Here is a 19,686-nt window from a genome sequence, read left to right on the forward strand (position 1 = left end):
CCCACGCAGCCAGAGGATACGATGGGGATCAGGCTCATAGGAGCCGAAGTCTGAGTTGGAAGGGAAGATGTATGGATTTGGGGTTTATTGAGAGCAAGACATACGACGAAATTTCAATTGGTGATACCGCCCGGACAGAGCATGTTCTGACCGCGGATGACGCGATGGCCTTTGCCTCAATTTGTGGATTCGACTCTGTTCTGAATTCTGAGCAGCTTATCGAGCGTACGGGAGGAGTGCCTCCCACCGGACCAAACATGTGGTGCGCGTCGTTGATCTCCGGCCTCTTCAGCATGAATATTCCAGGTCCCGGATGCACGCTTACCAACGTATCGCTCTCCTTCCAAAATCGCATCCGCGTTGGAGAACGCATCCTCGTCAAGGTGCAGGTTACTTCCAAGGAGGAGGCTACGAAAAGCGTCCACTTTGATTGCGAGGCAACTAGTAGTGATGGCAAACCTATCTTCTCGGGCAACGCTCAGCTCATCGCACCGCCTGTAAAGCTTCGCTGGTCCACGCTGCCGGTTCCCCAGTTGACTGTGCACGATCCTTATCGGCGCTACCATACCCTGATCGCCCGTGCGACATCCAAGCCCACGGTTAAGACAGCGGTTGTCTGGCCATGCGACAAGGTATCGCTCGGCGGCTGCATGCAGGCATTTCGGGATAAGTTGATTGTGCCGGTGTTGGTTGGCCCTGCTGACAGAATCCGCAGCCTTGCAGAGTCCATGAAGATTGACCTGGGCGACGTCCAGATCGTGGATGTTGCCGAAAGCCGCACGGCTGCCGTGAAGGGGGTTGAGCTGGCTCGTAAGGGAGAGGTTCAGATGCTCATGAAGGGCTCCCTGCACACCGATGAACTCATGAGCGCCGTAGTTTCACGCGAAGGCGGAATGCGCACGGGACGCCGCATCAGCCACGTGTTTGCCCTGGACGTGCCGGCCTATCACAAGACGCTCTTCGTCACCGATGCGGCCATCAACATCCAGCCGGACCTGGAGACCAAGATCAGCATCCTGCAGAACGCGATCGACATGATGACAACGCTCGAGGTGCCGAATCCGAAGGTCGCCATCTTGTCGGCGGTCGAGTCCGTAAACCCGGCCATCCCGTCCACCCTCGATGCCGCCGCCCTCTGCAAGATGGTCGATCGCGGACAGATCACCGGAGCTATCGTCGATGGTCCACTGGCCTTCGACAATGCTATTTCAAGCGATGCCGCACGGATCAAGAAGATCAACTCTCCCGTTGCAGGCGATGTCGATCTGCTGATGGTCCCCAATCTGGAAGCCGGAAATATCCTCTTTAAGCAGCTCCAATATCTGGCGGGTGCATTGGCAGCGGGAGTCGTGGTGGGAGCCAAGGTTCCAATCGTGCTGACCAGCCGCGCCGACGGAGAGCTGGCCCGAATGGCAAGTTGCGCCCTCGGCGTTCTGCTCGCTAAACCCGCCCCGGTCCTGGCCTAGCCTCTCAACCTGCAGTCTCTTGACACCGTGCCGTACTCGGCACGGTGTCATTTTCTTTGCGCAGTCTTTAGCGCCGAACAGCCCAGGCCAAGCCATCGGGCTGTGGCCCTGCGTCGATCTTTCCTGTGACTTCGAGGCTCTTCAGATCAACGACCACCACATAGTCATCGGGTGTACATGCAACGAAGGCGCGCGCGCCATCTGGTTGCATAAGGATTCCGGCCGCTCCGTGCCCAATCTTCAAACGCTTCACAGTCTGCCGGCTGGCCGTATCGAGAATGATCAGATCGCTCCCACGCAGCGTCGAGAGGAATGCCAGCCTGCCGTCTGGTGTGAACTTGAGGCGATTCGCTCCCACCGCATTCGCAGACAGTGTCTGTATCACTCGCTTCGTAGCGATATCGACGATAGAGATGGTTCCGTCCAGCGCGTTCCCAACCCATAGCTCTTTGCCATCCGGAGAAACATCGAATCCCTCAGCGCCGTTGCCCACCTTCACCACCGTCTCATCCCAATCGTCTCTCGGTGGCCCCATTGGCCGTGCAGGCCCCGGCCCATTTGCTGGAGACATCCCCGGTCCCGCCGCGCGCGTGATCTTTTCGATAAAGCTCACCGTGCCCGAGCTCACGTTCGTCGTGATGATTCGCTTCCTGTCGTCGGCGACGTAGATCATGTGGGTCCGGTTCTGCCCCGTCCCCAGAATCCAATCCACCTTTCCCGTCGCAGGACTGTAGCTGCCGATTACCTTGGCCGCTTCTGCTGTGAACCAGGTCTTTCCGCCCACAAACGCCAAGCCATGAGGACCGCCAAGGAGACCGAGATCAATAGATGGGAGCGCCCTTTGTCTCACCAGATCCACCACCGCAAGCGTGTGCAGGGCTCCTCCGCCATAGTTGGAGATATATGCGGTCTTCCCGTCGGTAGATGCAACCACTTCGTGCGGATCGTCGCCTACCGAAACTCGCGTAAGCACCTTCAGATTCGCAGGATCGACGATGGAGACGGTCCGGTCCTTCTTTGACAGGACGAGCAGAGCGTCTTTGGGTGTGCTCTGTGCATGGAGGACGCTGCCTGCGAACAAAGCTGCGGCAAGCACCAGCGCTCTCGGCTTCAGGCCCGTGCAGCAAACCATAAGAAGTACCTCCTCACAGCAGCGCTGTAAAACAGGAAGAAGGAACCATTCACGCCGAAACTACAGCCACAATCAGGCGAGCGCGTTGTTCACAATCTGCTGCGCCTCATGCACGATCGTGTTCAGATGGGCCGCGTCCTTAAAGCTCTCCGCATAGATCTTGTAGATGTCTTCGGTGCCCGAAGGCCGAGCGGCAAACCAGCCACTCTCCGAGACTACTTTCAAGCCGCCGATTGGAGCATCATTCCCCGGCGCGCGTGTCAGCTTCGCCGTAATGGGCTCGCCCGCGAGTTGCGACTCGTTCACCGCATCGGGAGATAGTTTGGACAGCCTGGCCTTCTGTTCCGCATTTGCTGCCGCGTCGATGCGCGTGTAATACGGCATGCCAAACTCCGCCACCAAGGCAGAGAAATGTTCGCCCGGATCCTTGCCCGTTGTCGCGGTAATCTCGGCTGAGAGAAGCGCCAGGATGATGCCGTCCTTGTCGGTCGTCCACACCGTACCATCCCGCCGCAGGAAGCTGGCGCCAGCACTCTCTTCGCCGCCAAAGCAATACGATCCGTCAAAGAGTCCCGGCGCGAACCATTTAAAGCCCACCGGAGTCTCCGACAAACGGCGCGCAAGTTTGTGAACAACGCGATCGATCATGCTGCTGCTGACCAGGGTCTTGCCAACAAATGCATCGGCCGGCCACTGCGAACGATGCGTCAGCAAATATTGGATGGCAACGGCCAGATAGTGATTGGGATTCATCAACCCCGAGGACGGAGTGACGACTCCGTGCCGGTCTGCGTCCGGGTCATTGGCGAAGGCCACCTGGTACTGGTCCTTCAGCCCGACGAGACCGGCCATCGCATAGGGACTGGAACAATCCATACGAATCTTGCCATCGTGATCGACCGTCATGAAGGAAAATGTCGGATCGATCACCGGGTTGACCACCTTGATCGCCAATCCGTAGACCGAGTTGATCGGCTCCCAATACGGCTCGGCTGCGCCGCCCAGCGGATCCACTCCCAGCTTCAGCCCGGCGGCGCGGATCGCATCCATGTCGATGACGTTCTTCAGGTCCTGGACATACGGCATGACAAAGTCTTCCTGATGCGTCGTCGCCGCCTTGATCGCGGTGGAATAGGGCACGCGCTTCACGTCCACGTTCTTCGCGCGCAGCAGTTCGTTCGCGCGATCCTCAACCCATTTGGTTACGTCGGTGTCGGCCGGGCCACCATTGGTAGGGTTGTATTTGAAGCCACCATCCTCGGGCGGATTGTGCGACGGCGTGATGACAATACCATCCGCAAGATGCTTGTCGCGCCTGCGATTGTAGACAAGAATGGCGTGGGAAATCACCGGCGTTGGAGTCACACCATCGTTCTGCTGAATCACCGTCTCGACTTGATTGGCCGCGAGAACTTCGAGCGCCGTGCGCTGCGCCGGAGCAGAGAGGGCATGCGTATCCTTGCCCATATAGAGCGGGCCATCGGTTCCCTGCTTTCGCCGGTAGTCGCAAATCGCCTGCGTAATCGCGAGGATATGCGCCTCAGTAAATGTGCCGCGTAACGGAGAGCCGCGGTGGCCGCTGGTTCCAAAGCTCACCATCTGCGCCGGATTGCCAAGGTCTGGCTGATGCTCCAGGTATTCCCGTTCCAGTTGCGCTACATCGATCAACATTGACTTGGGAGCAGGTTTTCCTGCTAAGGGAGAGATACCAGGCTGTGTCTTTGCGTCAGTCGCCATTCCATGCTCCTCGATGCGTGCAGGCAAAATAGCTGGGGGGCCGGCACTATGCCATACGGAGAGATGCCATTGCAGACATCCCGGTTTTGTCCCCTTCGATCAATGGGCGAAAGTCGATTGTATCAAGCGCTCAAGTGCCGCGTGTCATTCCACAATTGCACTACAGGATGATCGAGATCGCGCTCATAAGTTAGAGTGCTTACGCTTGCCGTGTTCAGCAAAAAATATCTGCCGCCAGCGGGTTCAAGCCCCAGCCAGCGGGCAACAAACACGCGCAGAAAATGCCCACTGGAAAACACCAGAACATTTCCCTCGATGGCACGGACGCGCGCCAGAACTCGATCCGCCCGGGCGCCTACCTCTGCGGGCGATTCCCCTCCGGGACAACCGTCCCGAAAGATCTCCCAGCCAGGCCGCTTTGCTTGAATCTCAACGCTGCGCAGACCCTCGTACTCCCCATAATTCCATTCCACCAGGTCGGGATCTACGTATGCGACGTCACCAAATCCGGCAAGCTTACAGGTGGTGGATGCCCGTTGCAAAGGACTCGTGAATACGCGCGCAAAGGAAAGTTCGTGCAACCGCGGTCCCAGGCTCACGGCTTCTCGCTGCCCCTGTTCCGTCAATGGCAAATCAGTAAGTCCTGTATGTTGGCCGGACAGACTCCAGGCCGTTTGCCCGTGTCTGGCAAGGCAAACCATCGGAAGTTCTACGCTCACCCGTCGCTCCTGTCGTTCCGAATCTCCCCTCTCAACACAGACAAGGGGCACCACGACTCATATCCATGAGTGTGTTTCTGCAATCAGCTAACTTTTGCGGTACTATTTGCTTCTCCTGCTGCCGCTCGATCGGCAAGCACCTCGGCCTGATCCTGATTCACTCTTGCAGCAGGGATTGATTTGTCTCCTGCGAGCAGACGGCGAAACATGGTGGCCTTCTCACTGCCGGTAACCAGCCACAGGATCTGTCGTGAACGATTGAGGATGGGATAGGTCAGCGTCATGCGGCGCCTGCCCATGTAGGGACCAGTCAAAGCTACATCTGCATCGGTCACGCTGAGGGCCGGGTCCCCAGGAACCAGCGAAGCTGTATGTCCATCGGGCCCCAGGCCAAGGTGCGCTATATCGAGGACCGGAGGCGCGCCAGCAATGCGCTGCAGAACCTGCTCGTATTGGCGTAGTGCGCCTTCGAGGTCTGAGGCTTCTACCGGCATGTCGTAGATCTGGTTTGGAGGAAGCGGCGCATGATCCAGCAAACTGGCGCGCAGGTGGGTCAGGTTTCGATCCGGATCACCCGCGGGCGCGATACGCTCATCGACCTGAAAGATATGGACGTCGCTCCAGGGAACCTCTTCTGCCGCAAGCGCGCGCAGCATGATCCACGGAGTTCTACCGCCGCTCACCGCCATAATGAAGCGGCCACGTGCAGCAACTGCAGCCCGGGCCGCCGCGGCAATGGTTGCCGCTGCGGCCTGAGCTACGGCATCAGCGTCAGGGAAGACTTCAGTCTTCATGGAAGGCACTCCCATCAACAAAATAATGCGTTGCGCCCGTTATCCCAGCCTTACTTAGTCGCTGGAATCGAGGGAAATGCGAGTATCGGGGGCTTTCCGCATGGATCTTCGTCGTACATCACAGGATCGTGCCATCCGCCCTGAGGAGTCACCCTCCTCTTGGGCGTGTCCTCTGGTCCCCAGGTGCCCGGCTCGTATTCTGTAACCGGGTCCTTCAGATCCAGCACCGGATCGACGATGCGCCAAGCCTCTTCCACGTAGTCCTGACGGGCAAAGATTGTAGCGTCGCCCGCCATGGCATCCCCTAGAACCCGCTCATACGCAGCCACATCCGTAGAGCGAGGCTGACGGGTGAAGACCATCTCCGTCAGAATGCTCTGGTCCGTATTATGAGCCATCACCGTCACGCCCATGGCGATCGTCATCTCTGGACTGACGCGAAAACGCAAGTAGTCGTGATGGGGGCCATGCCTCCTGAAGATGGTTGGCGGACGGCGGAAGCGCGCTCGAACCTCGGTGCAGGTAATCGGCAGATTCTTACCCGCCCGGATGTAGATTGGCACCCCCATCCAACGCCAGGAATCAGATTCAAGACGGACGGCGGCGTAGGTTTCGATATTCGAATTGGGAGCGACGCCTTTTTCATTCCGATAGCCTTTGAACTGGCCGCGAATCACGTCCTCCGGGGCGAGGGGGTGGATCGATTTGAGTACCTTCACCTTCTCATCGCGGACGGTCTCGGCGTCTCCGCGCGGAGGCGGCTCCATCATCAGGTTGCACAAAATCTGGAAGAGATGATTCTGGATTACGTCGCGGATGGCGCCCGTCCTGTCGTAGAACGTGCCGCGCCCCTGCACTCCAAAATCTTCCGCCATGGTGATCTGCAGGCTCTCTACATAATTCCGGTTCCAGCTCGGTTCGACGAAGGCATTGGCAAAACGAAACACCGTCAGGTTCTGTACCGGAGACTTGCCGAGGAAGTGGTCAATCCGAAAGATTGATGACTCAGGGAAGGCGGCGAGCAAAATCCGGTTGAGCTTTTGTGCTGAGGCCAGGTCATGACCGAAAGGCTTTTCTACAATGACGCGACCGTTCCGCGAGCAGCCCAGGTGTGTCAACCGCCCGATCACTTCCTCAAAAAGCACAGGAGGAATTGCCAGGTAGTGCGCAGGACACTTTGCGCTGCCGAGTGCGGTGCACACATCCTCGAAGGTTTTTCCATCGGTATAATCGCCATCGACATAACGGAGCAACGAGGAGAGTTTTTGCCAAGCCTCCCGATCCACACCGCCGTGCTTTTCCAGGCTATCCAGGGCACGAGCCTTAAGTTGGTCAAGGTTCCAGCCGGCCTTGGCTACACCAATGACGGGGACGTCAAGATGGCCGCGTTTTACCATGGCTTGCAGCGCGGGAAAGATCTGCTTGTAGGCAAGATCTCCAGTCGCTCCGTAAAAGACGAGGGCATCGGATTGCGTATTACTCATGACAGTCTCCATGGCGTGTGGGGTTGATTGAGGCTTCTGCACCCTGAGACGGAGATCCGGTTAACCCCTCTGAATCCGGAACCCGCGATTTGGCCTTCTGCGTAAACGGCTGGTGCCCTATTCTCGCAAGCACGCGATTCATGGGGCACCAGCCAGGATTATTTCTGGGCGGGTTTCTCAAGATGTCCGCCGAATGCGAAACGCATCGCAGAGACGACCTTATTTGAGAATTCCGCCTCACCACGCGAGGCGAATCGCGTCTGTACCGCCGAGGTGAGAACAGGAGCGGGGACAGCCTCATCGATAGCGGCCTTGATCGTCCAGCGGCCTTCACCGGAATCGGAGACCCTGCCGCCAAACTTCGCAAGCTGTGGGTCCGCAGCCAGCGCTGATGCGGTGAGGTCAAGGAGCCAGGAGGAGATGACGCTGCCGCGCCGCCAAACCTCGGTGACATCGGTGAGGTTGAACTCGTACTGGTAGTGTTCTGGATCGCGCAGTGGAGTTGTCTCCGCATCGACCTCGTGTGTCTGCTTGCCTACATTGGCCGCGCGCAGAATGCCCAATCCCTCGGCATAGGCTGCCATGATGCCGTACTCGATGCCGTTGTGCACCATTTTGACGAAGTGTCCGCCGCCGCTCTCACCGCAGTGCAGGTATCCCTCTTCGGAGGTCCCGCCGAGTTTCTCGCGTCCGGGGGTGCGCGGAACATCTCCCACGCCTGGGGCGATGGACTTGAAGATCGGGTCCAGATGCTGAACAGCCTTGGTGGGGCCGCCGATCATCATGCAGTAGCCACGTTCGAGTCCCCACACTCCGCCGCTGGTTCCTACATCCACGTACTGTATGCCTTTGGCGGACAGTTCCTTGGCTCGACGGATATCGTCGATGTAGTAAGAGTTTCCGCCGTCGATCAGGATATCGCCGGATTCAAGATGAGGAGCGATCTCTGCGATTGTCTGGTCGACGACTGCCGCGGGAATCATGAGCCAGATAGCGCGCGGCTGCTGCAGCTTGCTGACGAGATCCTTAAAGGAGGAAGTTGCGATGACCCCCTTCTCCTTCGCCAGTTCGGCCACCGCCTTGGGCGACATATCGTACACGGGACATTCATGACCTTCCGCGACGAGACGCCTCACCATGTTGGCACCCATTCTTCCCAAACCTACCATTCCCAATTGCATGAATCGCTCCTCTGTTTAGAATTCCGTTACTAAAATGCCTGGTCCGTACCGCTACTTCTGTCGTCGGTACCGTCGAATCAGGCTGCTGGTCGAACTGTCGTGCGCGAGCACGGGCTCGTCAGCGCTGTCAATTTCCGAAAGAATGTGCTGGGCGAGCACCTTGCCCAGTTCCACACCCCACTGGTCGAAAGAATCGATGCTCCAGATGGTTCCCTGGGTGAACACAATGTGCTCGTAGAGAGCCACAAGCTTACCCAGGACCTCTGGCGTGAGGCTATCCGCAAGGATCGTGTTCGACGGACGATTCCCCTCGAAGACCCGGTGCGGAACCAGCCAGTCCGGAGTGCCGCCCGCCTTCACCTGCTCGGCCGTCTTGCCAAAGGCAAGTGCTTCGGCCTGGGCAAAGACGTTTGCCATCAGGGTGTCGTGATGCCGCCCAAGCGGATTGAGCGACTTGTAGAAACCGATAAAGTCGCAGGGAATCAACCGGGTTCCCTGATGAATCAGCTGATAAAACGAGTGCTGTCCATTGGTCCCCGGCTCACCCCAGTAGATAGGGGATGTCTGATAGTCCACCTGAGCGCCGCTGAGGGTGACGTGCTTACCATTGCTCTCCATGGTGAGCTGCTGCAGGTATGCGGGGAAGCGCTTCAGGTATTGCTCATAGGGCAGCACGGCCACAGTCGAAGCGCGGAAGAAGTCGGTATACCACACGCTGAGCAGCGCCATCAGCACCGGCAGATTGCTGGCGAAGGGCGCAGTGCGGAAGTGCTCGTCCATCTGGTGGAAACCGTCGAGCATCGCGCGGAAGTTCTCGGGCCCGATGGCCAGCATGGTGGACAGGCCGATGGCCGAATCCATGGAGTAGCGTCCGCCGACCCAATCCCAAAAGCCGAACATATTCGCGGTATCAATGCCAAACTCCGATACCGCCTTGGCATTGGTGGAGACCGCTACGAAGTGCCGGGCGATGGCCTTTTCATCGCCGAGGCCGGCAAGCAGCCAGGCACGCGCGGTGTGGGCATTGGTCATCGTTTCCAGAGTGGTGAAGGTCTTTGAGGAAACGATAAAGAGGCTCTCGGATGGATCGAGATCCTGCACTGCCTCGGCGAAGTCGGTGCCATCGACGTTGGAGACGAAGCGGAAGTTGAGATCCCGCTGGCTGTAATGCTTGAGCGCCTCATATGCCATGACGGGACCGAGATCGGAACCGCCGATGCCGATGTTGATGATGTTACGAATCTTTTTGCCGGTATGGCCAAGCCATGCTCCGCTGCGGACGCGATCGGAGAAAGCAGCCATGCGGTCGAGCACCTCATGGACGCCCGGCACGACATCCTGGCCGTCGACGAGGATCGATGTCCCACGGGGAGCGCGCAACGCCACGTGCAGGACGGCGCGGTTCTCGGTAACGTTGATTTTCTGACCGCTGAACATGGCATCGATGCGGTCCCGAAGGCCGGATTGCTCCGCTAGCTGCACGAGCAGCTTCAGGGTCTGGTCTGTAATGCGATTCTTGGAGTAATCGAGAAAAATTCCAGCCGCTTCAAGGGTAAGGCGTTCGCCGCGCTTTGGGTCATTGGCGAAAAGTTGCCGGAGGTGTACATACTGCAATTCCTCGTAATGTGTTCCGAGTTTCTTCCATGCAGGTCGTTCACTTAGAGGTTCAATCTTCACTGCCATCTTGATGCTCCTTTGGTCCTTCAATCTTCATTATTTCGACGGTACCATTTGCGCAGCAGTAGGGAAAAGCGGGGCGAAGCAACGCCGGCGGCGGTATCTGCCGTAGATTCCGCTTATTAGCGGAATCTACGGCCCAATGCGAATGAATAGAGTTTCAAACAGTCTTCTGAAGGAGAGCGCTCTTGGATTCAACGACCGCCTTCAATTCTTTCCATGAATCGACGAATTGCTTGGCTCCATCGTTCTGAAGCCGGGCGGCAAGTTCCTGGAGATCCACGCCAGCCTTGGTGAACTGATCGAGCACCTTCTGGAAGTCTCCGCCATCGGGCGGCATGACATCGCCGACTTCCCCGTGATCCCCAAAAGCCTTCAGGGTATTTTCCGGCATGGTATCGATGGTGTCGGGTGCTGCCAGCGCCTTGACGTAGAGAATGTCGGAGGCCTTGGGGTCTTTGGTGCCGGTGCTGGCCCAGAGCAGGCGCTGTGGGTTGTAGCCAGCGGCGATAATCTTCTGCCAGCGCGGTGACTTCAGCAGTTCGCGATACGCCTTATAGATGGGCTGCGCGATTGCGATACCAAGCCGATTGGTAAGCTCCGGCGGAACCTTGCCCGCAACGGCTACATCCCAGCGGCTGATGAAGACCGAGGCTACGGACGTGACATTATCAGCGGGGAGACCGGCTGCGATGCGCCGTTCGATGCCCTTAAGGTACGCTTCTGCAGCAGCAAGGTATTGATCACGGGAGAAGAGCAGCGTGACATTGATGGAAATGCCAGCAAAAATCGCCTCTTCGATCGCCGGAAGGCCTTGTGGCGTGCCCGGAATCTTGATGAAAAGGTTGGGGCGGTTGCCACGATTGTGCAGATCCTTAGCGGCAGCAAGGGTCTTTGCCGCGTCAAAAGCAAGCAAAGGGGAGACTTCCAGGGAAACCCAGCCGTCGACGCCACGAGTCTGGTCATAGACTGGGCGGAAGAGGTCTGCTGCGCGGCGGATGTCTTCGAGGGCGAAATCGAAGAATACATTCTCTCCGGTTACACCTTTGCTCAGGCTGCTGGCAATGCTGGCATCGTAGGAGGTGCTGCTCTTGACCGCGTGGTAGAAGATGGTGGGATTCGAGGTGAGCCCAGTTACGGACAGCTCGTCGATATAGCGCTTGAGGGTGCCGCTATCGAGCAGGTCACGCGTAATGTTGTCCAGCCACAGGCTCTGGCCAAGATTGTGAAGGGATTGGGTAGCTTTCATATTTTCTCCTGACGTGTGGGCCGCAAAACGTGGCAGCCGTTAACAATGCAATAAGAGCAGGACTTCAACCGTTTGTGAGAAGTGGAAGTTAGCGTTAAAGTCGTCCAATCGATAGATGATAAAAACCGTGGTATCGGTGCATTGAAGTCTCAGGAATCTTTTTTTACCGGGGAGTAACAATGAATCTCGACTGCGATCCAATCCGCGTGGCAAATAGCGTATCCGCATTAAAACAATGCATCTTGGATAACCTCTACTTCATCCAGGGACGCGTGCCGGAGGTCGCAACCCCCATCGATTGGTATATGGCCCTGTCCTTCACCGTCCGCGACCGGATGATGACCGAGTGGGTGGAATCTTTTTCTCGTATCCGAGAAGAGAGTGTCAAGCTTGTTGCCTATCTCTCCGCCGAATATCTGATCGGACCGCAATTGGGGAACAACATTCTCAACCTTGGCATCCACAGTGAGATAGAGGAGGCGCTGCGCAGCTTCGGGCAGGACCTGCATCATCTGTTGCGCCAGGAGCCAGAGCCGGGATTAGGCAATGGAGGGCTGGGAAGGCTTGCGGCATGCTACATGGACTCCCTGGCCACGCTGAAGGTTCCTGCGGTTGGCTATGGAATCCGCTATGAATTCGGGCTCTTCCGCCAGGAGATCGTCGATGGCTGGCAGGTGGAGGAAACCGACAAGTGGTTGAACTATGGAAATCCCTGGGAGATTGCCCGGCCGGAGATCGCCTACACGGTACTCAGCGGCGGCCATACCGAGCTCTACCACGACGAGGACGGGGTGCTGCGGACTCGCTGGGTTCCTGAGCATAGTGTGAAAGGAGTTGCACACGACGTCCCCATTGTCGGATACGGCGGAAACGGAACGGTCGACTTTCTGCGGCTATGGAAATCGGAGGCTATTGAATCCTTCGATCTGCAGGCATTCAACATCGGCAACTACTACAAGGCAGTGGAGAGCAAGGTCTCTTCGGAGACGATCAGCAAAGTTCTGTACCCTAACGATGAGCCCGAGGTGGGCAAGCGGCTCCGCCTGTCGCAGCAATACTTCTTCACCTCCTGTTCTCTGCAGGATATGATCCGGATTCTTCTGGCGCGGAAGCAGAGTCTCGACGTCTTTCATGAGCACTTTGCGGTGCAACTGAACGACACCCATCCATCGATCGCCGTAGCAGAGCTGATGCGATTGCTGGTGGATATCCATCGCATGGGCTGGGATAAGGCATGGGAGATTACTCAAAAGACCCTGGCTTACACGAACCACACCCTTTTGCCGGAGGCGCTGGAGAAGTGGTCGCTGCCACTGTTTGCCAGCATGCTGCCGCGGCATCTCGAAATCATCTACGAGATCAATCGCCGTTTCCTCGAGGAAGCGCGGAAGATGTATCCCAAGGACGATAGCCGCATTGCACGCCTCTCCATCATCGAGGAAAGAGACGGCAAGTTTGTAAGGATGGCGAACCTTGCAACGATTGGCAGCCATGCCGTGAATGGAGTGGCAGAGCTCCACTCCGACCTGCTGAAGAAAACGATCCTGCGTGACTTCTACGAGATGACGCCGGAGAAGTTCCTGAACGTCACCAATGGTGTGACGCCGCGCCGGTGGATCGCCCTCAGCAATCCCGAGCTGAGCGAATTGATTACCAGCAGGATTGGCGAGGGGTGGCTCACCAACGAAGGAAAATTGCGCCAGCTTGAACCATTTGTTGCGGATGCAGCCTTCCGCAAAGAGTGGCAGAACGTAAAGCAGACGCGGAAGCAATTGCTGGCGAAGTTGATCGAGCAACGGCTCGGCGTTGCCATCGATCCCACCTCGCTCTTCGATGTCCAGGCTAAGCGAATCCACGAGTACAAGCGTCAACTGCTTAACGTCCTGTATGTGATCAGCCTCTACAACCAGATCAAGAAGGATCCGTCCACAGTAACCACTCCGCGAACCGTGATCTTCGGTGGCAAGGCTGCGCCTGGATATGCAATGGCGAAGCGGATCATCAAGCTCATCAACTCCGTTGCGGAAGTAATCAACCACGACCCAGCGGTCGGTTCGCGCGTGAAGATGGTGTTCCTGCCGAACTTCAATGTGACGAACGGACAGCTCATCTATCCCGCTGCTGATCTGTCGGAACAGATTTCAACCGCAGGAAAAGAGGCTGCGGGGACAGGGAACATGAAGTTCGCGATGAACGGGGCTCTAACCATCGGCACGCTGGACGGAGCCAACATCGAGATACGCGAAGAGGTGGGAGCGGAGAACTTCTTTCTGTTTGGCCTGACGGCGCAGGAGGTCTTCGAGCACAAGTCCAGCGGTTACAACCCACGCGATTCGTATCAGGAGAATCCGGTGCTGCGAGAGGTGATCGACCAGATTGCCTCTGGAGTATTCTCGAAGGGAGACCGCACCCTGTTCCAGCCGATTGTGGATTCGCTGCTGAATCGGGATGAGTATATGCTGCTGGCGGATTTTGCATCGTATGCGGAGTGCCAGCACAGGGCCGCGGCTGCCTTTCGCAATCAGGATCAGTGGACGAGGATGTCGATTTTGAATGTGGCACGCATGGGTAAGTTTTCGTCGGACCGCTCGATTCGGGAGTACTGCGCAAAGATATGGAACGTGCCTGTGGGCCTGGAAAAGGCGCCAGTAAAAACGGAGGTACTCAAGTAGTGGAGAGGAATCGAGAGCAAGCTATGGGAACTATCTCTTCAGTGGAAGAACTGCAGGCCGCCTTTGGAATCGCGGGTGTGGCGAAAGTAATCGCAGGCAACGAAGGACTGCCGATGGTACGCATCACCAGCGCACATGCCTCAGGGGACATCTACCTGCACGGTGCGCATGTTACATCGTGGACCCCTTCTGGGAGCGCGGATGTGATCTTCCTTAGCGAGCGCTCGCAATGGGGAGAGGGACGGGCGATTCGAGGAGGCATACCGATTTGCTTTCCATGGTTTGGCGACAAGGCAGATGACGCAAAAGCACCGAAGCACGGATTCGTTCGCACGCGGACCTGGAAACTGGAAGAGATCGCCAGCAATGGTGATGCAGTGGCCATCACGCTGTCTACAGAGAGCAATGAGGAAACCAGAAAGCAATGGCCGCATGAATATCGGCTGATGTATCGTGCCACCTTTGGCAGAGAGCTGAAGCTGGAGTTGATCACCACCAACACCGGGACAACGCCCTTGCGCATCGAAGAGGCTTTGCACACCTATCACTGCATTGGGCAGATTGAGAATATCCGGGTGCGCGGGTTGGCTGCCACCGCGTACCTGGACAAGGTAGACGGCTTTCGCAGAAAGGTACAGGAGGGCGATGTGGTTTTCACATCAGCCACCGACCGGATCTACCTGGATACCGATCACGCGGTGGAGATTGTCGATCCCGATCTGCATCGCAGCATTCTGATTGAGAAAGAAGCGTCTCGCAACACGGTGGTATGGAACCCATGGAGCGAGGGCGCTCACTCGATGAGCGACATGGCAGACGACGAATGGCAGCAAATGGTGTGCATCGAAGCGTGTAATGTCAGGGATGCTGGCGTCGAAATTGCCCCAGGAGCGCAACACACCATGAGCGCGACAATACGGGTGGCGTAACTCGAGATCCGGCTGTCTCGTTTAGCTTGGAAAATACAGACTTGTTGCACAGGAGAGATGCCGCGTCAGCAATGGCGCGGCATCTTCGTGCGTGCAGAGAAATGCTCGCCGCAAGGAGGCGAGCAACGTGTCGTTCGGCGAGACAGGTTTTCCACGCGCTTTGCGATTACCATAGGCATTGGAACCTATGACTGAAACTGCGACTCTCTCTCCCGAGGTACTCCTGCACATTGCACGGACACTCAATATTCCGCTCCACGGAATCGTGGCAGTGATTCAACTGCTGGATGAGGGAGGCACCGTGCCCTTCATCGCGCGGTACCGCAAGGAAGCGACAGGCAATCTTGATGAGGTGCAGATCCGCGACATTGAGGAGAAGCTCGCTTACTTCCGCGACCTGGCGGCGAGGCGCGACACGATCCTTGCTTCTATCGGTGAGCAGGGTAAGCTCACCGACGAGTTGAAGGCGCGCATTGAAGCAACCCTCGACAAGAGCGAATTGGAGGATCTGTATCTTCCCTATCGGCCGAAGCGCCGGACCAAGGCAACCATCGCACGCGAGAAGGGATTGGAGCCGCTTGCACTCTATCTGTGGCAACAGCAAATGGAGGCGCAATCGCTGGCTGATTTTGCAGCCACCTTTATCAGCGAAGAGAAAGGTGTAACGAGCAGCGAGGATGCACTCGAAGGAGCGCGGCATATCGTCGCCGAGATGATCAGCGAGGACGCGAATCTTCGCAAGGCGTTGCGGCAACTGATGTTTGCGGAAGGCGTAGTGGTAAGTCGCAAGACGACCGATGGCATCGATGAACAGGAAAAGTTCAAGATGTACTACGAATATCGCGAGCCGGTACGAACCATTCCCTCGCACAGAATGCTGGCGATCCGCCGCGGTGAGAGCGAAAAGATATTGTACTTTTTGATCGAATTGGAGCCAGCGCGCGCAGTGGAATTGCTGCGATCGCACATCCTGCGTGCGCAGGGAGACTGGACGCCCCAACTGGAACTGGCGATCGAAGACAGTTGGCAACGGCTGCTGAACTCGTCGATTCAGGGAGAGATCCGGTTGGAGTTGAAGACGCGATCCGACGCAGAAGCGATCCAGGTCTTCCGCGACAACCTGCATAATTTATTGCTCGCTCCTCCGGCTGGACCAATCTCCGTACTGGGCATCGATCCCGGCGTGCGAACCGGATGCAAGATCGCTGTGGTGGATGAGACGGGCAAGTTTCTTGCGCACGACGTCATCTATCTGCAAACTTCGAAGAGCGCACTGGAGAGCGCCGGGCCTAAGCTGGAAGCACTCTTGCGCGCACACAATGTACGTGCGATTGCAATCGGAAACGGCACGGCATCCCGCGAGACGAATGCCTTTGTCCGCGACTTTCTCCATGAAAAGAACCTTGATGGAATCTTCACCGTAACGGTGAGCGAATCGGGAGCCAGCGTCTACTCCGCTTCGGACGTGGCGCGGCAGGAGTTTCCCGATCTGGATTTGACGGTGCGCGGAGCCATCTCTATCGCGCGACGCTTGCAGGATCCATTGTCGGAGCTGGTGAAGGTCGATCCTAAATCGATCGGCGTCGGGCAGTATCAGCATGATGTGGATCAGCGGCACCTGCAGCAATCTCTCGAATCCGTGATTGAGAGCTGCGTGAATCACGTCGGAGTGGATCTGAATACATCGTCGTGGACGCTGCTGCGCTATGTTTCCGGCGTAACCGAGCGCGTCGCCATGAACATCGTGAGCTTCCGCAACGAGCATGGACGCTTTCGTTCGCGGACGCAGTTGCATGAGGTTCCAGGGATTGGTCCAAAGACGTTTGAACAGGCCGCGGGCTTTCTGCGCATTCGCGACGGCGAAAACCCTCTGGACATGACGGCGGTTCACCCCGAGTCATACCCGGTGGTGGAGCAGATGGCCCAGACGCTGCATGCGCCGGTGGAAGAGCTGATCCGGAATCCCAGGTTGCTGGAGAGCATAGACCGCTCCGCACTTGGCGCAGGAACTTACACCGTCAACGACATTCTTGAGGAGCTAAAGAAGCCTGGGCGCGATCCGCGCGATACCTTTGTCGCACCAAGTTTCAACGAGCAGGTGCGCGAACTCTCGGATGTGCAGGCAGGCATGGTGCTCGAAGGCGTCGTCACCAACGTGACGAAGTTCGGTGCATTTGTCGATGTCGGCGTTCATCAGGACGGCCTGGTGCACATCAGCGAGCTTTCCAACCGCTTCATCAAAGATCCGTCCGATGCCGTGAAGGCGGGGCAGATCGTAAAGGTGAAGGTGCTCAGCGCAGATGCGAAGACGAAGAGAATCGCCTTGTCGATCAAGGCTCTGATGGAGCCCCAGCAGCGCACGCAGGCGAAGCCGTCGAAAGCTGCGCAGCAGCCCAGGAAGGAAGCGAGCTTGAGCGACAAGCTGGCGATGTTGTCTTCCAAGTGGAAGAGTCGTTGATGATTCAGAGGCTCAATGGGCGAGAGGCTTGTGAAGAAACCTGCGCGCGGATGTGCCGGAATAGTCCTTCACTAACTGGCCTGATCCGCTGAGCTTGTATTTGTAAGTCACCAGGCCGTCAAGGCCAACGGGGCCGCGGGCGTGCAGTTTGCTGGTGCTGATGCCCACTTCGGCGCCAAATCCATAGCGGTAGCCGTCAGCAAAACGCGTGGAGCAATTGTGGTAGATATTTGCTGAATCCACTTCGTTGAGGAAGCGTTGCGCTGCCTGCGCATCGGCCGTGACGATAGCATCCGTGTGATGGGAGCCATAGCGATCGATGTGTTCGAGCGCTGCGTCAAGGTCCTCAACGACGCGAATCGCCACAATGCGATCCGAATATTCCGTGTGCCACTCCGCGTCCGAGACGCGCTCCACGGGGAAAGCAGCCAGGAGCGCCTGGGTCTGCTGGCAACCACGAATCCGCACACCCGCGTCGATAAGCGATGCTGCCAGGCGAGGAAGCAGCGTCGCGGCGATCGCGGAGTGAACCAGCAAAGTCTCAACCGCGTTGCAGGCTGCGGGGTACTGCACCTTGCTGTCCACTGCGATGGCAATTGCCATATCGGGATCGGCAGCAGCATCGATGTAAACATGGCACACGCCATCGGCATGCCCCAGCACGGGAATCAATGTGTTCTTCTGGATGTGCTGTACCAGCGCGTTCGATCCGCGAGGAATAATCAGGTCGATGGTTTTGTCGAGCGCGAGCAGAGTGGTGACAGCTTCCCTGCCGTAGACGCCCATGACAGCGGCGGTCGGCAGATTGCCTTCCAGCGCGGAATGAATCGCCGCGAGCGTCGCCCGCATGGTGCGCTCCACCTCGCTGCCCCCCTTGAGGATGACCGCATTGCCGGACTTGATGGCCAGGGCGGTGATCTGCGTAATGGCATCTGGGCGCGACTCGAAGATAACCGCCAGCAATCCCAGCGGGCAGGTGACCTTTTCGAGGACCAGCCCTTCATCCAGCAAGGTGCGGGCCAGGATGCGCCCTGCGGGATCGGGCAGCTCCGCCACGGCACGCACACCGGCGATCATACCGCGCAGCTTTTCCGGCGTAAGCACCAATCGTTGATAGAGGGCCTGCGACATCTCGCCGCGTTGAGCTAAAGGCTCCGCACGAGCGGCATCTTCCGCATTGGCGGCGAGAATGCCGGCTGCATGCTGCTCCAAGGCAACGGCGATCTGTTCGAGGATGTCATTCTTGCGCTCGGTGGAGAGCGTGGCGAGAGAGCGGCTTGCCTGCTTGGCGGCCTGCGCCTGCTCTGCAACCTCCGATATAGCCACGGAGCTCACCGTGTCCCCTGGGGAGCGAAGACCGTACCGACATTTTCTCCGGCGCAGACACTCTCAAGAATTCCAGGCGTACGCCCGTTGGCGATGACGGCGACGCGTCCGTGTTCGGACACGATGCGGGCCGCCTCAATCTTGGTGGTCATGCCTCCGCGGCCGCGGCCATTGCCCTCTTTGGCAAAACTGACAAGCTCGGGCGTGAAGTCGTCAACTTCAGCGACGAACTCTGCGTCCGCCTCGCTCGGATGGCCAGTATAAAGTCCGTTGACGTCGGAGAGCAGGATGAGAAGATCCGCCTCGACCTTGGTCATGACAAGCGCGGAGAGCTTATCGTTGTCGCCGAAGACGCGGTGTGCGCTACTGGCCTGGCTGGGACGGTCCAGTTCCAGGGTGGAGACGGTGTCATTCTCATTGACGATGGGAAGGACGCCAAGCTTCAGAAGCGTATCGAGAGTAGCGCGGAGATTGGAATACCGCACCGGATCGAGGAAGTCGTCTTCCGTAAGCAGCACCTGCGCGGTGGTGATGTCGAAGTGGCCGAAGGCTTCCTCGTAGAGAGCCATCAGGCGGCTCTGCCCCACTGCTGCACATGCCTGCTTCACCGCGAGTTGGGCCGCCGAGGCGCGCAATCCCAGATGCCGGGCGCCAATCGCGATAGCTCCCGAGGACACAAGGAGAACCTCCTTGCCGTCGCGACGGATGTTGACCACCGATTCAACCAGCCCATACAGCAGACCCACAGCGGCTGCGCCATCGTCGCGCATGATGACATTGGTGCCAAGCTTGATGACAATGCGCTGTGCGCTGGCGACACGCTGCCGCGCGCGCGTGCCGGACTCGCTAAGTGTCTCCATTG

Annotated in this window: 14 protein-coding genes; 4 read left to right on the top strand and 10 right to left on the bottom strand. The window is 57.8% G+C overall.

Features of this window, described 5'->3' with window-relative positions:
* The first annotated feature begins 71 nt into the window (after positions 1–71).
* Positions 72–1,466, top strand: coding sequence for a bifunctional enoyl-CoA hydratase/phosphate acetyltransferase (locus VM554_13560; protein ID HVJ09400.1), 1,395 nt, complete (start codon positions 72–74; stop codon positions 1,464–1,466).
* A gap of 67 nt (positions 1,467–1,533) precedes the next feature.
* Here the strand turns inward: VM554_13560 and VM554_13565 are convergent, their stop codons facing one another.
* The 8 genes from VM554_13565 to tal form a co-directional block, all read right to left on the bottom strand.
* The gene (locus VM554_13565) at positions 1,534–2,598 is read right to left on the bottom strand and encodes a hypothetical protein (GenBank protein ID HVJ09401.1); all 1,065 of its coding nucleotides are present in this window, start codon (positions 2,596–2,598) and stop codon (positions 1,534–1,536) included.
* Between the two features lie 72 nt (positions 2,599–2,670).
* A complete protein-coding gene (gene pgm, locus VM554_13570; protein ID HVJ09402.1) occupies positions 2,671–4,335 on the bottom strand; it encodes a phosphoglucomutase (alpha-D-glucose-1,6-bisphosphate-dependent) in 1,665 nt (554 codons plus the stop codon).
* 122 nt (positions 4,336–4,457) lie between these two features.
* Positions 4,458–5,036 carry a histidine phosphatase family protein gene (locus VM554_13575; GenBank protein ID HVJ09403.1) on the bottom strand — a complete coding sequence of 193 codons (579 nt, stop codon included), beginning with the start codon at positions 5,034–5,036 and terminating at the stop codon, positions 4,458–4,460.
* Positions 5,037–5,137: 101 nt separating this feature from the next.
* Entirely contained in the window at positions 5,138–5,848 is a 711-nt protein-coding gene (gene pgl / locus VM554_13580) for a 6-phosphogluconolactonase (GenBank protein HVJ09404.1), read from the bottom strand.
* A 50-nt stretch (positions 5,849–5,898) separates the two neighbouring features.
* Positions 5,899–7,332: a glucose-6-phosphate dehydrogenase gene (gene zwf, locus VM554_13585; protein HVJ09405.1), complete on the bottom strand. Its 1,434-nt coding sequence runs from the start codon at positions 7,330–7,332 to the stop codon at positions 5,899–5,901.
* 158 nt (positions 7,333–7,490) lie between these two features.
* Positions 7,491–8,513 (bottom strand): decarboxylating 6-phosphogluconate dehydrogenase, encoded by a 1,023-nt coding sequence (gnd, locus tag VM554_13590; protein ID HVJ09406.1) that lies wholly within the window; start codon positions 8,511–8,513, stop codon positions 7,491–7,493.
* 51 nt (positions 8,514–8,564) lie between these two features.
* Positions 8,565–10,196 (bottom strand): glucose-6-phosphate isomerase, encoded by a 1,632-nt coding sequence (gene pgi, locus VM554_13595; GenBank protein HVJ09407.1) that lies wholly within the window; start codon positions 10,194–10,196, stop codon positions 8,565–8,567.
* A gap of 154 nt (positions 10,197–10,350) precedes the next feature.
* Complete coding sequence (gene tal, locus VM554_13600) at positions 10,351–11,439, bottom strand: transaldolase (protein ID HVJ09408.1); 1,089 nt, start codon at positions 11,437–11,439, stop codon at positions 10,351–10,353.
* Between the two features lie 179 nt (positions 11,440–11,618).
* Between tal and VM554_13605 the strand changes: the two genes are divergently transcribed.
* From VM554_13605 to VM554_13615, 3 genes are all read left to right on the top strand, one after another.
* Positions 11,619–14,111 (top strand): glycogen/starch/alpha-glucan phosphorylase, encoded by a 2,493-nt coding sequence (locus VM554_13605; protein HVJ09409.1) that lies wholly within the window; start codon positions 11,619–11,621, stop codon positions 14,109–14,111.
* A gap of 23 nt (positions 14,112–14,134) precedes the next feature.
* A complete protein-coding gene (locus VM554_13610; GenBank protein HVJ09410.1) occupies positions 14,135–15,040 on the top strand; it encodes a D-hexose-6-phosphate mutarotase in 906 nt (301 codons plus the stop codon).
* A 187-nt stretch (positions 15,041–15,227) separates the two neighbouring features.
* Complete coding sequence (locus VM554_13615) at positions 15,228–17,498, top strand: Tex family protein (protein ID HVJ09411.1); 2,271 nt, start codon at positions 15,228–15,230, stop codon at positions 17,496–17,498.
* 12 nt (positions 17,499–17,510) lie between these two features.
* On the opposite strand, the gene VM554_13620 is transcribed toward VM554_13615, so the two are convergent.
* On the bottom strand, positions 17,511–18,824 hold the full coding sequence (locus VM554_13620) for a glutamate-5-semialdehyde dehydrogenase (protein HVJ09412.1): 1,314 nt from the start codon (positions 18,822–18,824) through the stop codon (positions 17,511–17,513).
* A 5-nt stretch (positions 18,825–18,829) separates the two neighbouring features.
* Complete coding sequence (proB, locus tag VM554_13625; GenBank protein HVJ09413.1) at positions 18,830–19,684, bottom strand: glutamate 5-kinase; 855 nt, start codon at positions 19,682–19,684, stop codon at positions 18,830–18,832.
* Between the last annotated feature and the right edge of the window lie 2 nt (positions 19,685–19,686).

It is taken from the genome of Acidisarcina sp. (assembly GCA_035539175.1).
Lineage (GTDB): Bacteria > Acidobacteriota > Terriglobia > Terriglobales > Acidobacteriaceae > JANXZS01.

Coding starts and splice junctions, on each gene's coding strand:
- VM554_13560 (HVJ09400.1), top strand. CDS start 72: ATGGATTTGGGGTTTATTGAGAGCAAGACATACGACGAAATTTCAATT.
- VM554_13565 (HVJ09401.1), bottom strand. CDS start 2,598: ATGGTTTGCTGCACGGGCCTGAAGCCGAGAGCGCTGGTGCTTGCCGCA.
- pgm (HVJ09402.1), bottom strand. CDS start 4,335: ATGGCGACTGACGCAAAGACACAGCCTGGTATCTCTCCCTTAGCAGGA.
- VM554_13575 (HVJ09403.1), bottom strand. CDS start 5,036: ATGGTTTGCCTTGCCAGACACGGGCAAACGGCCTGGAGTCTGTCCGGC.
- pgl (HVJ09404.1), bottom strand. CDS start 5,848: ATGAAGACTGAAGTCTTCCCTGACGCTGATGCCGTAGCTCAGGCCGCA.
- zwf (HVJ09405.1), bottom strand. CDS start 7,332: ATGAGTAATACGCAATCCGATGCCCTCGTCTTTTACGGAGCGACTGGA.
- gnd (HVJ09406.1), bottom strand. CDS start 8,513: ATGCAATTGGGAATGGTAGGTTTGGGAAGAATGGGTGCCAACATGGTG.
- pgi (HVJ09407.1), bottom strand. CDS start 10,196: ATGGCAGTGAAGATTGAACCTCTAAGTGAACGACCTGCATGGAAGAAA.
- tal (HVJ09408.1), bottom strand. CDS start 11,439: ATGAAAGCTACCCAATCCCTTCACAATCTTGGCCAGAGCCTGTGGCTG.
- VM554_13605 (HVJ09409.1), top strand. CDS start 11,619: ATGAATCTCGACTGCGATCCAATCCGCGTGGCAAATAGCGTATCCGCA.
- VM554_13610 (HVJ09410.1), top strand. CDS start 14,135: ATGGGAACTATCTCTTCAGTGGAAGAACTGCAGGCCGCCTTTGGAATC.
- VM554_13615 (HVJ09411.1), top strand. CDS start 15,228: ATGACTGAAACTGCGACTCTCTCTCCCGAGGTACTCCTGCACATTGCA.
- proB (HVJ09413.1), bottom strand. CDS start 19,684: ATGGAGACACTTAGCGAGTCCGGCACGCGCGCGCGGCAGCGTGTCGCC.